Raw genomic sequence first — 19,879 nt, forward strand, 5'->3', positions numbered from 1 at the left:
GATAAACTGCAGGGTATCGGAGCTTGCTTCAGCCCTGTGGTTTCTTTCCCCTTTAAACGTTACGAACTTAGTACTTCCCCATTCAAAAAATATTCAACTCTAAAAACTACACATCGTAATTATCAATTTATAAATTAATTAACATCTATAGATAGAGCATGTTATCGAGGTTTTTAGTGTAATTTAGCTATAAATTAATTGTGATGATGTGCCTAGTGGATAAAAGTGGGTGCTTATCACGCCCAGTGAATAGTCGAAACACAGGGCGTGGCAAGTTATAGAGGCTAATAAAGGTAAGGTTATAGACTGTCTAAACTTGGTTTACTTACTTTGTCTTTTTCAAGGACATAGAAAGCTTTTAGTTCGTCCATAATTTCTGTAAATTTAGCGTCTCTTTCTTGAGGACTTGTTAAGGCATTAAGCTCTTTACTTTTCTCAACTAACGCATCGCGCTTGGCTGTCAGTTGTTTTTTTGCACTGAAGATATCTTTTAAAGAGTCTAGGGTGTCCTGAATCTCTCCTAGTTTCTTACTTACCTCTTCAGAATCAGACGTTTTGCTCAAATCATCAAGATTGCTATTCACCTTTTTGAGAGCAGTTTCAAGTTCTGGTGATTTATTTTCTACTTTATCAAAGATCGATAATTCTGTTTTTACATTCTCAAGCTGCTTATCCATATTGACGGTTTTTTCAGGGGTAAGGTTAGCAAACTCTTTTATCGCAATCATAATTTCTTTAATACGTTGATCCAGCTTATTTTCTAACTCTATACCTGCTTGTTCAGCAATTTCAGATCCATTGTCAATTGATACATCAGGGCCATCGGTACCATAAGCATCATAGTAAGTTTGCTTTTTATCCGTCTCGGTAGCATTAACGTCATGTAAAGCCGGAAAATGAAGCTCATCAATGACTTTATTTAAATCTTTAATTGGTCCACTATCAGGGTCTGCGAATCGCTGGGCAATCTTCATAAGTTGAGTTTTATTCTCCTCAACCATCACATTCCAATCGTCCTTCTTACTTGTCTCACCTTTCTTAACTGAGTCAATGTCGATATGTCCCTTGTTATTATTGTTCATTTCACTGAAGCGCTCTTTAACATTTGCTAATGAGTTTGATCCCATGATGACTTTTTGAGGGGTAGTTTGTGATTGTTCAGCGCCCAGTTCAACAGCACCAAAATCAAGCCGAGGAAGACCAATCGGGATTCTCACACCAGCAGACTGGGTTGTTTGCGTATTCAGTTTAATCGTTGAAATGCGGCCATCCTTAATTTCAACATTGACACTGGCAGATGCTTTCGCTCCAGTACCGCTTGCCAAAGAGGCCCGTTTAATGTCGGAAGCTGCTAAAATATCAGTCAGTTCATGCCAAGTCTCATCTGAAATATCTTGTCCTGAGTCCTCCGCGATCCGATCGCGCACACCTCGTGCCAAAGGTGCTCCAAATACGCCTTCACCAGCCAGTGTAAATGCCATACTTGATTCGGTTTCACCTGGTTTCGCAAAAATAGGCTTAGTATAGGAGCCCTCAATAGAAACGCCCGAGCCTCCAAAATTGGTGCTCGCACTGAATTTTCCTGTTAAATCCTGAGTATGATCTTGTTTCGCTACATGTAACGCTTTTTTAGCTTTATCGGATAGCGTGATATTAGGTTTATGTATATCTTTATTGACTTGCTCTAACATGGTGTCAAAGGCTTCTTTTTCACGTGTTTCTAAACGTTCTTTATTCTTACTGGTATCGATACCAAGTTGATCAAGGCGCCTTTTGTTATCAGCTGAATCAAGTGTGTCTGAGGTTAGCCCTGGTAAACGCACTTTGTTTTTGCTTTCAGAGTTATCCTTTCCATTAACTTGTGTTAATTCTGCTGCCTCAGTTAGGTCATTGTATATTTTAACTAATGCAGCATGCTGAACTTGTAACTTATCTAGCGTTTGTGAACGTCCCTTTGTACCTTGCTGCTGTTCTATTTGTTGATGAGCAGTTTGAGGTTTATCTGAGGTAGAAAGTCGATCCATTAACCTCTGCTGTAAAGAACCTTTGCCTTGTGTATCTTTTGCACGAATGGCAGTTTCATAATCATCCATAACAGATAGATTGGCGATAATTTTCTCTTTTACCTCTTCTAAGATTTGCGCTTTTCGATTCAAATTATCCGCGTTATTCAGGGAAAGTCCCTCAAGCTCTTTGTTTAAAGTGGCAATGTCATCTAATTTATACTTCTCTATGGCTTTTTCTCGTGCTTCATCGTTCTTTAATAAATGTTCTACTTTGGGCTCATAAGACTTACTAATATCAACTTTTACTTCACCAGCGACAGAGCCACTAGCTCCCATTCCAGGAATAAAATTACGTCCCATGGCCGCACTGCCTTTTAACGCGCCAGTATGAGAAAATTTTTCTTTAGTTAGATCTGCACTTTGTCCATCAGGTAATCGAAGCGTTTCTCCCTCATTCAAAACACCTAATCTTTGTAAGTCATTGCTAAGCTGTTCCGTTCTATTTCGAACTGTGTTTTGCTTATTTGCAGCTTGATGTAAGTCATTCATGTGGGTGCGGATACCACCGTCCATATCATTTTTGGTACGTGAGAGTATGGATTGCGCTCGATTGACGATGCCTGATGCGATATTTTTCTTTGCTTGCTTTGGATTCTCTGCAATCTGTTGTAATACTTCATCATTATTTTTATAACTACGGGTGTGTTTTCTATTGTAAGCACCACCGACTTCAACACCTGCAACGGTTGTATCTTTCTTCCCCGTTAGTGAATCGCCTTTAATACCAAAAAAACCGCCAATGCCAGCCCCTGTCTGGCTGGCCATATCGACTTTACCATCACCTTTTCTTGCCACTTCATTGCCTCGTTCTGCTGTTACTCTCACGGCCGCAAGCGTCTCCTTTTGTTTGAAAATGCCCGCTAGGGTTTTCTTTTGAGACCGTTTTGAGCCCGCAGGATCTAAAAAAGCGAGGTCTTCATCCACGATATTTTTTTTATCTTTCACTGTATCTTGTGTATCAGCACCCTTTATCTGATCAGCAAACTGCTGGATAGTTGTAGCGATATCACGAGCAGGTGTGCTTTGAAGTTTAGTTGCAGTTTCTTTTACTAAATCTCCGATTTTCGACGTTTTTTCTTTGTCTTTTAATGATGCGTCATTCGTAATATCACTGGTTTTCTGGCGTAAGTTCTCAGCAATATTTTGTGCGCCTCGCTGCTCGATAACATCAGCAAGTCGTCCCATTTTTTCCTTGAGTTGCGAAATATTATTCATGTCCGCATTGGGCACAAGCGCTTCACCTTGAACGGCTTTTTTATTAAGGTCGTTGACTAAGTTTTTAGCTTGTTGCTTCTTCGTATCAATCGCTTCTTTTGCTTGATCAGATTCTTGTTGTAGGCTTAAGAGCTCAGCTAAATTCTTCACGCCATCAGCTAACCCTTTGGCCTTGAGACCCGTTGGTAAATTTTGCGTCTTTAGTTGCTCAGCTGTTTCGTTCAGCAATTCAGCTAATTGCTTTACTTTGGTTTCATAATTAATCGATTTATTAGCAGTAACCGCTGCACTTTTTTCAGCTAATTGAGTACCTAGATTATTAGCGCCTCTGTTTTGTAATTCTTTACCAATAACTTGGATCATTTTCTGTAACTTGGGGACATCATCCAAATTAACTTTTGAAGACATTGGTTTGGCGAGTGCAAAGCTTTCAATCATGCTATCCACTTTTTCTTGCTTACCTTCCAGCTCCTTCTTCGCTTTATCTTGTGCTTTTTTATCTTCCTCGATAAATAAAAGGTCGTTGGTTTTTAATGCATTAAAAAGCTGTGGTGACTCGAGCAAGTCTTGGCTGTAATTTTTGGGATCCAGTCCAGCTGCTTCTAATGCTTTGGTGTTGACCTGTTTAACGACGTCATCGGCTTTATTAGGTAAGTTTGAATCATCCAGACTCTTGGTGGGTGATATGGCTGCTTTAGTTCTCACCGCTTCTGTTTCTTTTGCTTGGGGAGCACTTACGGTTTCTGATGCTATATTTTCTTTGTTATTGGCAGTAGGCGCTTGTCCACCTTCCGAGGCTGCTTTTCGTAAAGAAGCTTGTTCATTTTTAGGGGTATTCGCGCCCTGTGACTGGCTTCTAACGAAACTTGCTTCTGGTTCTGATTTCTCTGTCGCTTTGGTTTGACTGTATTTTGTTTCTATGGAGGAGGCTGTCTTTCTTAGTACAGCTTGCTCATTCTTAGGAACATTTTCCCCTTGCGACTGGCTTCTAGATAAATTTCTTTCTGAGCCTGTATTTTCTAGGGTATTGGTTTGACTGTATTTAGACTCGATGGAGGAAGCCGTCTTTCTTAGCTCTGGTTGCTCGTCTTTGGGAGTATTAGCACCCTGTGATTGGCTTCTTACCAAACGAGTTGATTCATTAAAGTCACTTTCTTGTTTTTTTTCAGTCTCTATTGGCGCTTGTTCTGACTCTAAGTGACCAACAAGTAACTCAAGTACTTTAGCCGTATTTTGAATGAGGGGAGTCGCATTCGGTAAGTCTTGTAAGAGTGCAATATTTTTATTGAGCAACTCAACAGTTTGCGCCACTTTCTCTTTGTCAGTTAAATCGGTTTGGTTAATTTTTTTGCTATCTGCTTGTAGTTCTGAACCAATACTTTGCTGCCCTTGGTTTTTGATTACTTCTCCTAGTTTATCCATTTTTACGGCTAGCTGAGCAGCGTTATTTAAGTTCGTACTGGGAACAAGAGGTTTATTCTCTTGTAGCTTATTATTTAGGTCATCGACTAGAGTTTGAACTTCTGATTTTTTAGCATGGATTTCTTTTTGTGTTGAACCTGAGCTCTCATTCAGTAAAAGCAAGCCTCTGACTTTCAAAGCTTCAAACAGTTGCGGTGAGTCCAACAAAGTATCTGTGTAATTCTTAATATCAACACCAGCACTCTGTAAAGCACCGATAGTTGGGTTTCTGGCGATATGTGAATCGTCTTTACTTTGTGTATGTAGAGCAGCACCAGTGGTTTTAGGTAAGTCCAAATCATCTTTACTAGAAGCAAGCTTATGTTGGTGACGCTGGGCCTCTTGGGCGGGGTCTGCTTCAATTTCTGCTTGAACTTGACTCTGGCCTTGAGAGTTAACTGATTGTGAAAGTGTTCCTTGTGCACGATTAGTTTCAGCTAACCCAATGTTTGTGTGCTGAGAAGTATTAGCCTGATTTTCAACAGAAGAGACACCCATATATTATCCTTAATTCCATTACAGTTTTGTCTTTTTGAATAAAAGCGACTTCGAACAAAAAATGAGTGACACCTGAACTCGTTAAGTTCAAAAAATTAATAATTAATTCGTTTCAAACTCAAAGCTCGATGTAGATTGTGATTAAGCTGCTTACGCTATTTACTCGAGAACTGGTGTAGAAGCATGGTGAAATTAGAGATTAGGGTAGAGGTGAGAGCATCTTCTTAGAAAGGTATAGATACCAATTGAGAGATCATTTTCAAAGTATTGATATAAGCAGGATGGAAGGCAGCAACTAGGTGCCACCTTCCTTAAGCCTATGACAAAAAAGTTATTTTTTCATCATCATCATTTGCATCATAACCTGCATCATCTGCATGAACATTTCCATCATTTTTTCCATGATGCCACCGCCTTTCTCACCTTCTTTTCCTTCAGCTTTACCGCTTTGATCATCCTTGTTTTCATTGATGCGCTCATAGGCATTATTAGGTTTCGGTTTGTCTACACCCGTTGCCGCACCAGCGCCTCCAGTAGCATCTGCTCCACCTAGGTTTTGGTTATCGAATTTACCAATGTTTTGGTCAATTTCATCAAAAGTTAGACCTTTCGCGTCGCCTTTGCTGTTGCTGCCATTGAGCTGATGAGCAAATGAAGGATCATTTTCGTATTTCATCAAGGCTTGACGTAGTTTCATCGGTTGATTTTCGTCTTCAATAATAGTGCTCATATCACTATTTTTACCAGTCGAAATATGGTTATTAGCGCCTACACCTGCTTCCTTGGCTGTATCGAGTTTGTTACGGTAATCAGAAATGATCTGAGCCGCTTCCTTATCCGACATATTTTTCCAATCGCCAAGTTCTCCATCTTGACCGCCAGTTTGTTTTGCGCCGCCAGCCATTAGCTGTTCGAGACGCTCCATCGTTTTATCTAGTTTTACTTCAAGGCTCATATATTACTCCAATCACATTTAACATTTGATTAAGAAATGAGAGGTTTATTTATTTCCCTCGCAGTAATAGTGAGATTTAAAAAATTAAAGTTCATTTTATTTTTAAAACTAAAAATATTTTTATTGGAGGAATAAATAGAAAATAAAAAATAGAGATAAATGCAAAAGATATAAAAAAACTATTAAAGATAAAGACTGAACTTAATGTTTTATATCACCACAAATAAATAACTTTAATTCAATAATACTAAATAGTGATTCATGAAAACGATGACGTCTAATCCAATTGTATCTGCTTTAATGGCAGTGACTGATATGCTGTCAAAACGCTCAGAAGTGATTTTGGCATTTGTGGTGATAGGTATTGTTTTTATGATGATCATGCCTTTACCAACAGGACTTGTAGACGCGTTAATTGCGTTGAATATCAGTATTTCATCACTCTTAGTGGTAACTGTTATGTATTTACCTGGGCCAGTCGCTTTCTCGACTTTCCCCGGTATTCTCCTCATCACTACCTTATTTCGTTTGGCTTTATCGATAACAACGACGCGTTTGATTTTGCTACAAGCAGATGCTGGTTACATTGTTGAAGCATTTGGTAACTTTGTCGTTGGTGGCAATTTCGTTGTGGGTGTAGTGATTTTCCTTATTTTATTGATTGTAAACTTTCTGGTTATTACTAAAGGTTCTGAACGAGTGGCAGAAGTCGCAGCACGCTTTACCTTGGACGCTATGCCAGGTAAACAGATGTCGATTGACTCAGATTTACGGGCAGGCTTGCTTAGTTCCCAAGAAGCGCAGGATAAGCGTAAGGAGCTAGCTAAAGAAAGCCAATTATTTGGTGCCATGGATGGTGCGATGAAGTTTGTAAAAGGCGATGCTATTGCCGGCATTATTATAGTTCTGGTGAATATTCTGGGTGGCGTTTCTATTGGTGTTACCCAGCTGCAGATGACAATGGGAGAAGCGTTAGAACTTTATGCAATTTTAACCATTGGCGATGGTCTGGTTGCGCAAATCCCTACCATATTGATTGCTTTAACAGCGGGTCTAATGATTACCCGAGTAAAAGATGAAACCTTAGAAGACGGTAATGTGGGTCATGAAATGTCTAGCCAACTTACCAGTGAACCAAAAGCTTGGATTATTGCGGCTTTAGTTATGATAGGTTTTGCGTTAGTACCAGGTATGCCAACAATTGTGTTTGTTTTTTTAGCGGTTATTTTTAGTGGTATTGGTGGCATTAATATCTTTTTGCGCAAACAAAAAGAGACCATGATAGAGGCACTATCACAGGAGGAAATGTCACAGGAGGTGGCAGCCCCAGAGGAAGAAGATGTACGCAGCTTTTCAGTATATGAACGTATCTCAGCCAGTCTAAACACCAAGCATAAAGACTCAGACTGGTTTTTACATTTTCGTCGAGCAATCCGAAAAGGCCGAAATCGCATCGTCTTAGATTATGCTTACATGTTGCCAGTTTTTAAATTTCATTTTAGTGATGACATTGAGGAAGATGAGTTCATATTACGTTTCTATGAAGTGCCTGTTGTAAGAGCAACATATTCATCCAGCTATGCTTGGGTAAAGAGCGCTAATCAGGCACAGTTGGATGAGCTTGCTATCGAATACACTTTCGGAAGCAAAGAGCGTGAAGAGCAGGATTTACTTTGGGTTAACTCAGACTATTTGGAGTTATTAGAAGAAAATAACATAGATTATCAAAGCACAATTGATGTCATTACTGAGAAAACCAATCGCGCTTTTATGCAAAATAGCCATATGTTTATTGGTCTAGAAGAGGCACATAAAATTATGTCTTGGGCGTTGGATAACGTGCCGGAATTAGCCAAAGAGTGTGAGCGCTTGTTACCCCTTTCAAAATTAACGGATGTCCTAAAGAAACTGGCTTCAGAAGCAATTTCCTTAAAGTCATTGCATAAGATTTTTGAAACAATTGTGGCCCATGCTTCGGTAGAAAGGGATCCAAATGTACTGACCGAAATAGTGCGTGTTTATTTAAGGGATCAAATATGCAGTCATATCACTAAGGATGATTCTCTCAATATTTGCTTACTGGAAGGCCAAACAGAAGAACTATTACGTGAGTCTCTCAATAAAACAGTAACAGGGGGGTACTTTGCGCTTGATGCTGAGATCTTGAATGAGTTGGTGCAAAAGATTGTCGATAGCACTATCGAATTTGTACAGAAAGAAAGTCCTGTAGCACTGGTTGTTTCTCAAGATTTACGCCCTCATTTAAGAGAGTTAGTAAAAGGCCCACTGTTTGAGTTGCCAGTTTTGTCTTACCCTGAAATTTCAGAGTCGATTGTGGTACATCCTATTGACCGGTTATCGATTTGATCAAGGAATAGATCAATCTAATACTTCGACTTGGTTTCTTTAATATTCAATGGCACTGATTGCTTGGGTGATATTTAGGAAGACAGTATCAAAGTCACAGACTACTTCACCATTATTCATGGCAAGTAGACAATCCACTTCAAGGGTAGGGTCTTCTTTTACTTGCCAGCCTTCTGGCAGAGTAAGGTGAGATTGCTGCCAATCTTTAAGGTGACGGACAACTAAGCAAACATCATCCTTATGCTGGTGGGATTTAACCAACTCACTTACTGAAAAATGCAGTTTTTCCATGCTGCTTAAATTGGCATGAAAGCGAGAAAATACCTCTGCCAGTATAGAGTGGCAGGCCTGTTCAACTTTACGTAATGCATCTTGTTGGGTGTCGTTGATGCTCTCTATTTGCTGTGCTAGTGCAGCAATAATGGCATTTTTTTCTTCGGTAATACTCTCTATGGCAAGATGTGCTTTCCTTTCTACCTCATTCAAAGCCTGCACTTGAGCGTCTTGTAACTTCTCTTCAAGCGTTAAACTCTGTTGCAGGGACATAGCTTTAATAAAGCCGTACTCACTTAGGTTAAGATCTACGTCATCAGGCAGGTTATATTCTGTCGTAATCAGTGTGTTATACATGTCGATTTTCCACTATCAAATGTTGATCAACGAAAGTAAGTACTCGTCTAAATATACGGGCTAATGACGCGGTTTGATTAGATGAGTGAGGCAGGTGAGCATCAAAAAAGGTGTTACTTTTCTCAATATCAGGCTTTGGAAACGCCAAATGGAGACGACTCTTAATTGTTTGGGGTAATGTCATAATGCTTAGTAGTAAAGCATGAGTCGCTGCTTGAGAATGAACTGAAGCATTTATAGGGAAATGAATCGAACACTCCTCAATTAGGCGCTCTCGTCGGGTGTTTAGAGAGAGTGCCAGATGAAAATTTTCGATCTGTTTCTTATCTAATACAAGCCGATCTTCTAACGCTTTTTTATGCTGTTTCAGTAAATAATATTCAGGGAAAAGGCAGCAAGATATCCCTTTAATATAGTCGTCTGGGCGAGTGAAAATATTAAGCAATAACGAAAAGTTAATTGTATGTTTGGACACAAAATCGGAGAAACTTTCTAGCTCAGTATCAAGACCAAGGGAGTGGCACAAAAAAGGGTAGCTGGTTACCCCTAATCTATCGGTATGTTCTTTTAGTAAGCAAGTTTGATTACCTATTGGTAAACCTGTTTTAGGATACCAAGAAGGGTCAACAAATTGATAAAAACGACACCAGAATAAAGTAAATGCCTTTTCTTCCTCGATAACCTGGAGCGATGTTTTTTGCATCATTCATTGTCTTCCTGTTGTCTTTGTTCAGAGAGCTTTTCCGCTGTCTTGTTATGTTCAGCCAGAGTCGCTGTTAATGCGCTATTCGAGCTTTTTAGCTTGATCAACTGAAAAAGCAAAAAGACCATGATGAAAAGTAACGTCGCCAAAACACCATAAGCGATTAAAAAATAATTCTCTAATTTGGGTAAGGTGTCTTGGGTGAGAATAATGTCCTTATAGGCTCGTAATTTGACCTGCACTTCAGGCTGAGATGCTTCAATAAAGGATACGGTAATTTTGTCTTCAGCATTTCTATAAAGAGATGGCACACTGGCCGCCACAATCCGACGAATTTTCTTTTCAATCGTATCCGGATCAAGCTGTTTTTTATGTTTTATAAACACAGCAGCGGATGCTGGTTGAATGGGTTGGCCTGGGGCAATCTGCTCAGGTAAGACAATATGAACCCGTGACAGTAAGACATAATCAATTTTTGATAGTGTGTGTTCAAGCTCCTGCGATAGAGCATAAATATAGCGAACGTGCTCTTCTAGCGGTGTCGATATCATGCCTTCTTTTTTAAAGATATCTCCTAGGCTTTGGTGGCTACGATTAGGTAGTCCTTTGGCGGTAATCAAGGCGACAGAAGCCGCCATATCCGCTTCTGGAATTAAAACGGATAGGGCATCGTCTGCTTTAACTTTTTCGGCTTTTAATCCTTGAGATAATAATTCAGCCACAACCTGATTGGCATTTCTTTCATCTAGGCCACTTAGCAGTTCTATTTTTTTATCACTACAGGCAGTTAATAGCAGGGCACAAACGACTATCCAAGCATTACGAACAAAATGAGGGTGAAGCATGCTATCTCTCTGTGATTATTTTCGCTGTGTTAGGCGTTTTTCTGACTTATACTTGAGTCGTTTATTGGGGTGTATCAATTTAAATTAGTCATTTTATCAATGGCTTGACTGGATTTACCTGCAGCCTTTGCAACGATCGACGTTTGGATAGAGTATTCCGATAAACTTCTTGCTGCGGCTAGTAAATCGGTAGGGTCTGCACTATTAGATGCTTTAGCTAACGCGCTCTCAAAGGCATGCTTTTTTTCCGCTAAATTGGAGGATAGGGAATTTGCACCTTGAATAATATCTTGACTGAGTGGGTCGGGTTTTGTCTGCAGCTGACTTTCAAAGAAATTTACATCGTCTTGATTTGCGCTATAGGCTTTATCTGTACTGACCAAACTATTATCACTGTCTAGATCAGAGGTGATTTCAATATCAGTTATCATTTCCACAGCCATAATTATGCTTACCTATAAATAACAGTTACTTATCATGTAGAAGCGAGAGCTATGAATTCATCGCGTCCCTAGAACTTAATTTCTTTAAATACTTCAGTTACTTTTTTCACAGCAGAGGCGGCTGATTCTGCACGTACAGAGTCCTTATGGTTTTCAACCCTTTGTGCGATAGCGGCTGCATCTGCATCAACCATTTTGTCAGCAGCAGCGCGTGCGGCTTTTAATAGACTTTTGCTGTCAATATTGTTTTGTGAGCTATTGTCATAGCCATTACCCGCCCCAAAAGACCGAGAAGAGGAGCTTGAATCGTCTTTGGAACTTTTCAATAACTGATTAAATGCGCTGATATCGTCAGCTTTAGCTGTATCATCTGCTTTACTTAATCCAGTATTATTAAATAAAGCTAATCGAGAAATAGGATCATTAATCATAATGGTGTCTGCTTCATTGAAGATCGAAATAAATTAGCCTTCGACCAGAAGTCGAAGGCTAATCTGGTCTAATGTCAACTTAGAACTTAAATTCGTTTGCTACATCATTGGTTTTCTTTGCTTGGTCAGCAACTGCAGTCGCTAGCGATTTAGTCGCTTGGCTGTCTGCTTGGATCGCTTGCTGTTGTTTACTTGCTTCTGTTGTTAATTTGTGTGCATCCAAAGAAGACTGCATTAACTCATCATTAAGCTTTTTGAATTGAGCTGAAATATCATTTGGCATGTTATATTCCTTAATTTATTTAGAAAAGTTTTATGGAGCTAATTTATTTAACTCGTTAGTAGAGTGGTTTCCTAAGTCAAAATAGTTCAGAAAAAATAATTTATTTTAAAGAAGTTTTTTAAAATAAATTAAAACAAATTATTAAGAGATAAAAGCTGAACTTAATTAAATGCTACGCCACCTAATCCTAGTGAATATTTTGTTATAAACAGTAGGTGGTTATTATGTATGAGCTACGAATATTAAGTGGATTGAAAAATGGTATTTCTTTTTCATTAAATGAAGAGCCACTATATATAGGTAGTAGTGATGAAAATGACATATTAATGTTAGATCGAAGCTTTCTAGGTGCAGCTTTTTCCGTAAGAGAAACAGATAATGGGAAAGTAGAAGTTTTTTTTACTAGTGGTGACTTTAAAAGCAAGAATGGTGAACCACTGAGAGATACCTGCTTGCTGGAGCCGCAAGATCTGTTTTGCCATAAGGATATCTGGTTACAAATTGCCGATAAAGAAACGCCTTGGCTTGATGATGTACCAACTCTTAGGCCAGTACCGAAAGTAAAAGTGGCTCGTACTCGTAAAAAAACACCCACCGTCATAATAGGCTGTGTTTGTAGTGCTTTAGTATTTGGCATCTATAACCTGTCTTATGCCAATCAGTCTGATGTTAACCAAGATAATACCAACCTTCCCAACGAAATAAGTAACGCTTCTCTCTATGCATCTAGTGCGAGTCAAACCTCATTACCTATACAGCACAAAGAAGCCACGATCAAAGTAAAACCAGCACTCTCTTCGGCGCAAGTTGAGCTCAATTATCTTAAGCAAATCGAAGACATGTTAGATGAGAGAGAGCTAGATGGGGTGAAATTGGCAGAGCAAAACAACCAAATTGTATTAGAAGGCAGTGTCAGTAAACGAGATAAAGCGGTACTTGCACGTATGTTGATGCGTTATGAGTTTGAACATCCCAATGCTCCCATTGTGAAAGACAATACCAATGAACATGGTGACAGTTTCTCAATCAAGGTTGCTGCCGTAGTTTCTGGACCATACGGTCATTTGCTGCTTGAGGATGGTACTCGCTTATACAAAGGTCAAACCTATATGGATTATCGACTAGTCGCTATTCGTAGTGATGTGATCGAATTTCAAGGAGAAAAGAAAGTAGCGGTGCGTTGGTGATGGAGCTGGGATTACGATTACAGCGTTTTGTTGAGCAATCTAGCGACATACTTAGTCAAAGCTTGGAATATCAAGTGTACGGTTGGGTTGTATCTGTGATTGGTATTCAGGTACGTGTGGTTTTACCTAACTCTAAGCTTGGCGAACTGTGCATGATTAAAACCCATGAGGGCTCGATTCTGGCTGAAATAGTGGGCTTTGAAAAAGAGATCACTCTGTTATCTACCTTATCCAACCCTGATGGTATTGGTTTCCAGGCAAAGGTGATTCCATTGGGAATACCGCATCGTATTAGTACGAATCAAGCGCTGAGTGGATTAGTGCTTGATGGCGTCGGTCGAAATTTATCAACCGGACAAGGAGGTTTGCTTGTTGCGGACTCAGCCCAGTCCTTTTCACAAGACCAGCGTCAAGTGATCTGTGAAGCCGTCCCCGCCACAGAAAAAGTACGAATTAATGCACCACTTTATACTGGTGTGCGTGTTATCGATAGTTTCATGACGATTGGTGAAGGGCAGCGAATTGGTCTTTTTGCGGGCGCAGGCTGTGGTAAAACCACATTACTGCTGGCTTTAGCTCGCGGCTGTAATGCCGATGCTATCGTCTTTGCTTTAATTGGTGAGCGAGGTCGAGAGCTGAAAGAGTTTCTCGAACACGAATTAGATGATGAATTAAAAAGCCGCACTATCATGGTGTGTGCTACCTCAGACCGAAGTTCTATGGAGCGCTCAAGAGCGGCTTTTACCGCAACATCCATCGCAGAATCCTTACGGGACAAAGGGCAAAAAGTACTGCTATTAGTTGACTCACTGACCCGTTTTGCCAGAGCACAGCGGGAAATTGGCTTAGCTAATGGCGAACCGCCAGCCAAAGGGGGCTTTCCTCCTAGTGTGTATACCATGTTGCCTAAGTTGATAGAGCGGGCGGGTATTACAACACGAGGCTCAATTACCGCAGTGTATACCGTTTTGGTAGAAGGCGAAGCAACTTCCGACCCTATTGCAGAAGAAGCAAAATCCTTACTGGATGGACACATCTACTTATCAAGAAAATTAGCTGAAAGTAATCACTATCCTGCTGTTGATGTATTACGCAGCATCAGCCGAATTATGGGAAATGTGGTCGACAAAGAACATCTTTATTTGTCTGGGCAATTACGTTCAATGATGTATCGATATGAAGAAGTGGAACTACTGATTCGTTTAGGTGAGTACAAACAAGGTATTGATTTATTTACTGATAAAGCAGTAACCACACAGGAGGGAATCAAGACGTTTTGTCAGCAAGACACCAGAGAACAAAGTGATATTAACACCACAATTCAAGGAATGAGTGAACTTTGTCGTTAGACAAACCACTATTCAATTAATGAACCAGTTAAAGCAAATAAAAAGTTGTATTTCTGTTTGGAATAACCGCTTACAGAGATTTGAAGTCGAAATGGGTAAAAAACGGCTGCAAATGGAAAGTAAGCAAGATGCTTACGAGCAATCTATAGCGGTTGCAGACGCAGCAGAACAAGAAGGCCGTGTTGAGCTACAAATACTCTCCGACAGAATTCAAGAAAGAAGTTTTCTCATGGAAGAGTTAACAAGATGCTTTGCTGAGGAAAACAAAATACGACAGCACATTGCCACAAATAAACAAGAAATCAAGCAATACAAACAAGCCTGGGATAGAGCCCAGCAGGATTATGAAGCTAGCCGACAAGATGTGTCTAAGGCACTAAGAAAACTAGAAAAATATCAATTGATCAGTTCGACGTTAGGGTGAAGTTAGTATGTTTGCATTCCAGGAAAGAGTAATACCGACTCAAGAGCAAGACAGTCGTAATAAAGTTGGCGTATCTACAACGCCCGCTCTGGGAGAAGAGGCGTCTTTTTTAGCTTTGATGGGGAAGTCTGCTTCAGGTATTGGCGCGATTTCAAAAATCAATAGTGATCTACTGACCAACCGATTAATCAATCAGATTCCTCCGTTTAACAATAATGAGAATATGCGTTTTGATGTGTTTTTTCCTGATGGCGTTAAGGTGTCAGTTTTATCGAAAAACACACCACAACGATTAGAGTTAACGATGAAAAGTAACTCTCAGAAACTATCGAAACAGCTCAATAATTGTAAGCGTAAAACACAGGGTGACTTAGACGCTTATTTTGGCAAGCAGGTGCTTATTAATGTCGTTTAAATTAGAGGAAGACCTTGAAGATTTAGACGATGTTTTTGCCGAGCAAGTGATCACGCAATATCAAACTGAAAATGTTTCGCCTAATAACATTGAGCAAAAGCCTTCGCTGTCTATCGCAAATACACATAAGTTGGAAGAGAGACAGAGCGCTTTTAGCGCAGAGACACAAGTGCACGAGGGTCCTTCCATATTAATCAGCGAGAGTTTGATAAATACGCTCAATGAGCCAGAAAGCCTATTACAATTTAACAGCCAAAGTGAAGAGGCACTGAATGATTCAACCTTCAATGTTTTACCTGCCACATGGATCACGCCAATCAAAACCAATGAACATGCTTTAAGAAAGAAGCTGGCGAATGGCGCTTTTACTATAGATGTCACAGAGAGCGATCAACTAAAACTGTCCACAACAGCGAATGTGCTAATCGAAAAAGCATCCATGTATCACTTCCAGACAGGGCTTGGTTCTATTTGTATCCTTAATCCTATTCCCTTTTTTGAGCGGCTGTCAGGGCTTGCCTTTGATGACACATTCCCTTTAGGGCTGGATAAGTGGTTTTGCATTTGTTTATTGCAATGTCCCCAGTCTTTCATCGAACCTTGGGGCTATATAACCTATCAAGAGGCGTCATCAACTTTGATGAATGAGTTTACTGACAACTCTATGCCAGTACAGCTTGAATGTATGAGTTGCTTATCAGGTGTTTCAGTAACGGTTTTTGCGCAAGTTGAAACATGGGAAAAACTGTTTGCTTGTCCGATCCTTGATTATTGGCCACAAGCACAAAATGCGTCACCGCAATTATTTAAAGTAAATATTAATTTGTTTCAAACTCGGCTGAGTTTCCGTGATTTTCAGCAGCTACAAATTAATGACGTACTTTTGGCAGAGCATTTGTTTATTTCATTCTCTGGTGAAGGTCAGCTATTACTCTTCGACAAACAACTCAAGATACAGCTTCTATCCGAAACATCTCCTTATTCACTGCAAATACAAGAAATCACAGAGATCGCTATACCAGAACCGTCATCACACACCTTGCATTATGCCGGAGTACTCTCTCATCGCATCAATTCTTTGGAGAAAGATATGGAAGAAAATACTGAACAAGATATGTCTTTTGAAAATGAATATGGTGAAAGTCATCCTAAAAATATGCCACAAGAGGCAGAGCAAAGTTCTCATACTGAGCATATCAGCTGTGCCAAAGTGGCTATTGATGCCTGCATAGGTTCTTTCTCAATCGACTTTACTCAGGTCAGTGGCTTGCAGGTGGAAGATATTATTGCTTTAGACCCAAATTATGACGGCACTATCTCATTACGGAACCAAGGGGTCGAAATTGGCACTGCAAACATAGTCGCCGTTAATGGTCAGTTAGCATTACAAATTCGTAAGCTCTGGAGATAGGCATGCAAACGATCGGCTTTGATCCAGTCACTATGATCATGGTGTTTGTTGGCTTTGCTTTGCTGCCACTTTTATTAATGGTAACGACAAGCTTCCTAAAAATTGCAGTCGTAATGCTTATGGTACGAAATGCGTTAGGTGTGCAACAAGTCCCGCCAACAATGGCCATGCATGCTACCGCGCTGGTATTAAGTGTTTTTATCATGTACCCAGTGTTTGATGAAATGGCACAAATAGCCGACTTTTCTAGTGAGTCTTATGCGGATCGTAGTGTCTTGATTCAGAATGTTAAAGACGCATCTGAACCCCTTAAAGCTTTCATGATCAAGCATTCAGACCCAAATGTGATTACCAGTTTTGTGGATTCTGCTCGACAGGTTTGGCCCGATAAATACGAAGGGGAAGTCAGTCGAGACAATATGCTAGTAATTGCCCCAAGTTTTATTGTTTCGGAGGTGAAATCTGGTTTTATTATTGGCTTTCTTATCTACCTTCCACTCATTGTCATAGACCTATTAGTGTCCAATTTACTGTTGGCTCTGGGGATGCAAATGGTATCGCCAATGACCATTTCGCTCCCGCTTAAGATCTTGTTGTTCATTGTGGTCGATGGCTGGGAAAAGCTGCTGAGTAGTCTTGTTATGGGGTATTTATAATTATGGATCTGTTTCATCTTACTAAAACCAGTTTGTTTATGGTTGTGCAGTTATCTGCACTTCCTTTAATCGCCGCGATTGTCGCTGGTGTGCTCGTGTCTCTAATACAAACCCTTTTCTCTATCCAAGATCAGACTTTACCTTTTACGGTAAAGCTTTTAGCGGTAGCCAGCATGATGATGGCATCAGGCGGTTGGATGGTGTCTTCCATGCTTGAGCTTACCGAGCTAATTTTCAATGGCATTCCTAATTTGTAAGCATGAACTTCTTTATTAATGAGATAGGTGATTGGATCGTTGGTTTCGTACTCAGTGTTGTGCGCATATTAGTCATACTCTTATTTGTGCCTTTGTTTGAGTTTAAACAAGTCAAAGCCGTTTTGATTAAAGTCGCCATTTCCTTTGGGATAGGTTTACCTGTTTATGCATCTATCATAGAGCAGTTGTATAACAGAGAGCTGCCCTCAACCTTTTTGTCATTAATGATTTTAAAAGAAGTCGCAATCGGTTTAGTGATTGGTTATGTGGTTGCTATTCCGTTTTGGATTTTTCGTTCCACAGGAGCCTTAATAGATAACCAAAGAGGGGCTTTGTCAGCAGGTTACCATAACCCTGCTTCTGGACCAGATGCTTCCATGCTAGGGGACTTGTTTCAAAAGCTGGTGGTATTAGCCATGCTGTATGCGGGTATCTTGCCAGAGTTGTTTACCTTTATTTATTTAAGTCACGAGCTATGGCCAGCGTTAGACAAGATGCCAGCGTTTCAAAATATGGCTTGGTATGAAATCGTGAGTTTATTTAATTTACTCATAAAACAATTTGTTCTCTACGCAGGGCCAGTTGTACTTATTCTATTACTTGTAGAAGCTGCTTTTGCCATTCTCGGAGCCTATAGCCCTCAACTACAGGTGTACTTTATGGCGATGCCAGCTAAAAGTCTGATGGCGTTATTTATAGTCGTCTTGTATCTGCCTTACTTGTTACAGGCAATGGAGATAGAAGCCGGCTATTACTTTGATTTGGTTGCCCTTTTCGAACGAATATTTCAACCTTCTACCGATATTTATAGGCCGTTATGAGCGAGTCATCAGGCGAAAAAACGGAACAACCTACACCCAAAAAAATTCAGGATTCACGTCAGAAGGGCCAGGTGGCTCAAAGCCAAGATGTGAATAAACTGTTTGTTACCTTGGTCGGTATCGAGCTTTTTATTTCAATGCATGCGAACTTATTGGCCGATATAAAGCGTTTGTTCGATTTAGCTTTTAAGCTACTGCAACATGAAAACTTTACAGATGCACTTAGTATTCTCGTGGCTGAGTGTTTGGACGTTTGGCTTGGCTTTATCATTGTTTTGCTGTTGGCCATTGTGCTCGCACGATTTTGTGCTGGGTTTGTACAGTTCGGTTTTTTGATCGCGCCAGAATCATTAAAAATGGATGTAAAAAAGTTTTCTCCCGTGAGTAATGCGAAAAACTTATTCAGTAAAAAAAAGCTGGTTGAATTGGCCAGTAACATCATGAAAGCTATCATCCTGACGCTGATTTTCTCTCATGTGATTCGCTCAGCATTACCTTATGTTTTGCTTTTGCCGAATACTGGGTTGGAGTCTTCTATTCAATTTAGCATCGATATCTTTTCTCAAGCAGCACGCTTGTCTCTCGGATTTTTCTTTATTGTCTCGGTGATCGATTACAAACTGCAAAAAAGCATTTTTATTAAGTCTATGATGATGACAAAGGATGAGGTTTTCCGTGAGTACAAGCAATCTGAAGGGGACCCTATGACCAAAGGGATGCGTAGAGCACTTGGCCGGGAGCTAGCCAGTTCAGGTGGCGGTACCGTCAAAAAAGAAGTTGAAAAATCCGATGTTGTCGTAGTAAATCCTACTCATTTTGCAGTCGCAATTGAATACAAACCTGGTGAAACACCTTTGCCCATTATACGTGTTAAAGGTGTGGATGATCGCGCCAAAGATATCATTGCCTATGCCCAGGAAACTAACACGCCAGTGATTCGTTATATCACCTTAGCCCGCTATTTATTTCGGGTGGGGCAAGAGCATAAATACATTCCTCGTCCCAGCTTACAAGCTATGGCTATGGTATTTAGAGTCATCATGGAAGCGAAGGAGCAAGGTGTTGAACTTGAAGATTTCCATGATTTAACGGATGAATAGCATGTGTAAAACTGATTGGCATATAAATAATCGCTTTTCTTAACGAACTTTTCTTATTTGCTAACCACAGAGTTAATGACACTGAATTGGCAGGTCAGCGTCATTAAAACTTATTTATGGGGAAAGGTGTTATGGCAAAAATTAGTGAATTACAATCGCAACTTGATAAGAACTACGAACGTACTCAAGACAAATGGAATCAGAGCCTGACTAATTTAAATATGGCAGGTGACTTCTCATTTTCCGATGCACAAGAATTCCTCCAGCTTACTACTATGAAATCCACCCGAAACTGGGCTGTATCGCAAGAACTCAGTGCCAATCACGAAGCCCAGAAAAAAATTATTGATAGTCTGTAAATC

General features: G+C 40.1%; 19 protein-coding genes. 11 read left to right on the forward strand and 8 right to left on the reverse strand.

Annotation, left to right across the window (positions count from 1 at the left end; all coding sequences use genetic code 11):
• Nucleotides 1-299 precede the first annotated feature (299 nt).
• On the reverse strand, nucleotides 300-5,240 hold the full coding sequence (locus OA91_RS21115; protein ID WP_063339732.1) for a hypothetical protein: 4,941 nt from the start codon (nucleotides 5,238-5,240) through the stop codon (nucleotides 300-302).
• 331 nt (nucleotides 5,241-5,571) lie between these two features.
• Nucleotides 5,572-6,195, reverse strand: coding sequence for a hypothetical protein (locus OA91_RS21120; RefSeq protein WP_063339733.1), 624 nt, complete (start codon nucleotides 6,193-6,195; stop codon nucleotides 5,572-5,574).
• A 261-nt stretch (nucleotides 6,196-6,456) separates the two neighbouring features.
• Between OA91_RS21120 and sctV the strand changes: the two genes are divergently transcribed.
• Nucleotides 6,457-8,562 carry a type III secretion system export apparatus subunit SctV gene (gene sctV, locus OA91_RS21125; RefSeq protein ID WP_231870428.1) on the forward strand — a complete coding sequence of 702 codons (2,106 nt, stop codon included), beginning with the start codon at nucleotides 6,457-6,459 and terminating at the stop codon, nucleotides 8,560-8,562.
• 39 nt (nucleotides 8,563-8,601) lie between these two features.
• Here sctV and OA91_RS21130 read toward each other — a convergent pair whose 3' ends face one another.
• The 6 genes from OA91_RS21130 to OA91_RS21155 form a co-directional block, all read right to left on the reverse strand.
• A complete protein-coding gene (locus tag OA91_RS21130) occupies nucleotides 8,602-9,192 on the reverse strand; it encodes a hypothetical protein (RefSeq protein WP_063339734.1) in 591 nt (196 codons plus the stop codon).
• Nucleotides 9,185-9,898, reverse strand: a complete 714-nt coding sequence (locus OA91_RS21135; protein ID WP_063339735.1) for a hypothetical protein — start codon at nucleotides 9,896-9,898, stop codon at nucleotides 9,185-9,187. The genes OA91_RS21130 and OA91_RS21135 overlap by 8 nt, the downstream gene beginning before the upstream one ends.
• The gene (gene sctJ, locus OA91_RS21140; protein WP_063339736.1) at nucleotides 9,895-10,740 is read right to left on the reverse strand and encodes a type III secretion system inner membrane ring lipoprotein SctJ; all 846 of its coding nucleotides are present in this window, start codon (nucleotides 10,738-10,740) and stop codon (nucleotides 9,895-9,897) included. The genes OA91_RS21135 and sctJ overlap by 4 nt, the downstream gene beginning before the upstream one ends.
• 74 nt (nucleotides 10,741-10,814) lie before the next feature.
• Entirely contained in the window at nucleotides 10,815-11,183 is a 369-nt protein-coding gene (gene sctI, locus OA91_RS21145) for a type III secretion system inner rod subunit SctI (protein ID WP_063339737.1), read from the reverse strand.
• 68 nt (nucleotides 11,184-11,251) lie between these two features.
• Nucleotides 11,252-11,614 (reverse strand): hypothetical protein, encoded by a 363-nt coding sequence (locus OA91_RS21150; protein ID WP_063339738.1) that lies wholly within the window; start codon nucleotides 11,612-11,614, stop codon nucleotides 11,252-11,254.
• Between the two features lie 79 nt (nucleotides 11,615-11,693).
• On the reverse strand, nucleotides 11,694-11,897 hold the full coding sequence (locus OA91_RS21155) for a hypothetical protein (RefSeq protein ID WP_063339739.1): 204 nt from the start codon (nucleotides 11,895-11,897) through the stop codon (nucleotides 11,694-11,696).
• 224 nt (nucleotides 11,898-12,121) lie between these two features.
• Between OA91_RS21155 and OA91_RS21160 the strand changes: the two genes are divergently transcribed.
• From OA91_RS21160 to OA91_RS21205, 10 genes are all read left to right on the forward strand, one after another.
• Nucleotides 12,122-13,084 (forward strand): hypothetical protein, encoded by a 963-nt coding sequence (locus OA91_RS21160; protein WP_063339740.1) that lies wholly within the window; start codon nucleotides 12,122-12,124, stop codon nucleotides 13,082-13,084.
• A complete protein-coding gene (locus OA91_RS21165) occupies nucleotides 13,084-14,433 on the forward strand; it encodes a FliI/YscN family ATPase (RefSeq protein WP_063339741.1) in 1,350 nt (449 codons plus the stop codon). The genes OA91_RS21160 and OA91_RS21165 overlap by 1 nt, the downstream gene beginning before the upstream one ends.
• Nucleotides 14,417-14,857: a hypothetical protein gene (locus OA91_RS21170; protein WP_063339742.1), complete on the forward strand. Its 441-nt coding sequence runs from the start codon at nucleotides 14,417-14,419 to the stop codon at nucleotides 14,855-14,857. The genes OA91_RS21165 and OA91_RS21170 overlap by 17 nt, the downstream gene beginning before the upstream one ends.
• Nucleotides 14,858-14,864: 7 nt before the next feature.
• Entirely contained in the window at nucleotides 14,865-15,272 is a 408-nt protein-coding gene (locus tag OA91_RS21175) for a hypothetical protein (RefSeq protein WP_063339743.1), read from the forward strand.
• Nucleotides 15,262-16,683, forward strand: a complete 1,422-nt coding sequence (locus OA91_RS21180; RefSeq protein ID WP_063339744.1) for a FliM/FliN family flagellar motor C-terminal domain-containing protein — start codon at nucleotides 15,262-15,264, stop codon at nucleotides 16,681-16,683. The genes OA91_RS21175 and OA91_RS21180 overlap by 11 nt, the downstream gene beginning before the upstream one ends.
• Nucleotides 16,684-16,685: 2 nt before the next feature.
• A complete protein-coding gene (gene sctR / locus OA91_RS21185; RefSeq protein WP_063339745.1) occupies nucleotides 16,686-17,339 on the forward strand; it encodes a type III secretion system export apparatus subunit SctR in 654 nt (217 codons plus the stop codon).
• 2 nt (nucleotides 17,340-17,341) lie between these two features.
• Nucleotides 17,342-17,596 carry a type III secretion system export apparatus subunit SctS gene (gene sctS / locus OA91_RS21190; protein WP_063339746.1) on the forward strand — a complete coding sequence of 85 codons (255 nt, stop codon included), beginning with the start codon at nucleotides 17,342-17,344 and terminating at the stop codon, nucleotides 17,594-17,596.
• Between the two features lie 2 nt (nucleotides 17,597-17,598).
• Nucleotides 17,599-18,417: a type III secretion system export apparatus subunit SctT gene (gene sctT / locus OA91_RS21195; protein ID WP_063339747.1), complete on the forward strand. Its 819-nt coding sequence runs from the start codon at nucleotides 17,599-17,601 to the stop codon at nucleotides 18,415-18,417.
• Entirely contained in the window at nucleotides 18,414-19,517 is a 1,104-nt protein-coding gene (gene sctU, locus OA91_RS21200; protein ID WP_063339748.1) for a type III secretion system export apparatus subunit SctU, read from the forward strand. Before sctT ends, sctU begins: the two co-directional genes overlap by 4 nt.
• A 131-nt stretch (nucleotides 19,518-19,648) precedes the next feature.
• Nucleotides 19,649-19,876, forward strand: coding sequence for a hypothetical protein (locus tag OA91_RS21205; protein WP_063339749.1), 228 nt, complete (start codon nucleotides 19,649-19,651; stop codon nucleotides 19,874-19,876).
• The last annotated feature ends 3 nt before the right edge of the window (nucleotides 19,877-19,879 follow it).

This window comes from Marinomonas sp. SBI8L, assembly GCF_001624705.1.
Classification (GTDB): domain Bacteria; phylum Pseudomonadota; class Gammaproteobacteria; order Pseudomonadales; family Marinomonadaceae; genus Marinomonas.

What these genes read in the sequence shown, in the direction of transcription:
- OA91_RS21115 (WP_063339732.1), bottom strand. Translation starts at nt 5,240, where the DNA reads ATGGGTGTCTCTTCTGTTGAAAATCAGGCTAATACTTCTCAGCACACA.
- OA91_RS21120 (WP_063339733.1), bottom strand. Translation starts at nt 6,195, where the DNA reads ATGAGCCTTGAAGTAAAACTAGATAAAACGATGGAGCGTCTCGAACAG.
- sctV (WP_231870428.1), top strand. Translation starts at nt 6,457, where the DNA reads ATGAAAACGATGACGTCTAATCCAATTGTATCTGCTTTAATGGCAGTG.
- OA91_RS21130 (WP_063339734.1), bottom strand. Translation starts at nt 9,192, where the DNA reads ATGTATAACACACTGATTACGACAGAATATAACCTGCCTGATGACGTA.
- OA91_RS21135 (WP_063339735.1), bottom strand. Translation starts at nt 9,898, where the DNA reads ATGATGCAAAAAACATCGCTCCAGGTTATCGAGGAAGAAAAGGCATTT.
- sctJ (WP_063339736.1), bottom strand. Translation starts at nt 10,740, where the DNA reads ATGCTTCACCCTCATTTTGTTCGTAATGCTTGGATAGTCGTTTGTGCC.
- sctI (WP_063339737.1), bottom strand. Translation starts at nt 11,183, where the DNA reads ATGGCTGTGGAAATGATAACTGATATTGAAATCACCTCTGATCTAGAC.
- OA91_RS21150 (WP_063339738.1), bottom strand. Translation starts at nt 11,614, where the DNA reads ATGATTAATGATCCTATTTCTCGATTAGCTTTATTTAATAATACTGGA.
- OA91_RS21155 (WP_063339739.1), bottom strand. Translation starts at nt 11,897, where the DNA reads ATGCCAAATGATATTTCAGCTCAATTCAAAAAGCTTAATGATGAGTTA.
- OA91_RS21160 (WP_063339740.1), top strand. Translation starts at nt 12,122, where the DNA reads ATGTATGAGCTACGAATATTAAGTGGATTGAAAAATGGTATTTCTTTT.
- OA91_RS21165 (WP_063339741.1), top strand. Translation starts at nt 13,084, where the DNA reads ATGGAGCTGGGATTACGATTACAGCGTTTTGTTGAGCAATCTAGCGAC.
- OA91_RS21175 (WP_063339743.1), top strand. Translation starts at nt 14,865, where the DNA reads ATGTTTGCATTCCAGGAAAGAGTAATACCGACTCAAGAGCAAGACAGT.
- OA91_RS21180 (WP_063339744.1), top strand. Translation starts at nt 15,262, where the DNA reads ATGTCGTTTAAATTAGAGGAAGACCTTGAAGATTTAGACGATGTTTTT.
- sctR (WP_063339745.1), top strand. Translation starts at nt 16,686, where the DNA reads ATGCAAACGATCGGCTTTGATCCAGTCACTATGATCATGGTGTTTGTT.
- sctS (WP_063339746.1), top strand. Translation starts at nt 17,342, where the DNA reads ATGGATCTGTTTCATCTTACTAAAACCAGTTTGTTTATGGTTGTGCAG.
- sctT (WP_063339747.1), top strand. Translation starts at nt 17,599, where the DNA reads ATGAACTTCTTTATTAATGAGATAGGTGATTGGATCGTTGGTTTCGTA.
- sctU (WP_063339748.1), top strand. Translation starts at nt 18,414, where the DNA reads ATGAGCGAGTCATCAGGCGAAAAAACGGAACAACCTACACCCAAAAAA.
- OA91_RS21205 (WP_063339749.1), top strand. Translation starts at nt 19,649, where the DNA reads ATGGCAAAAATTAGTGAATTACAATCGCAACTTGATAAGAACTACGAA.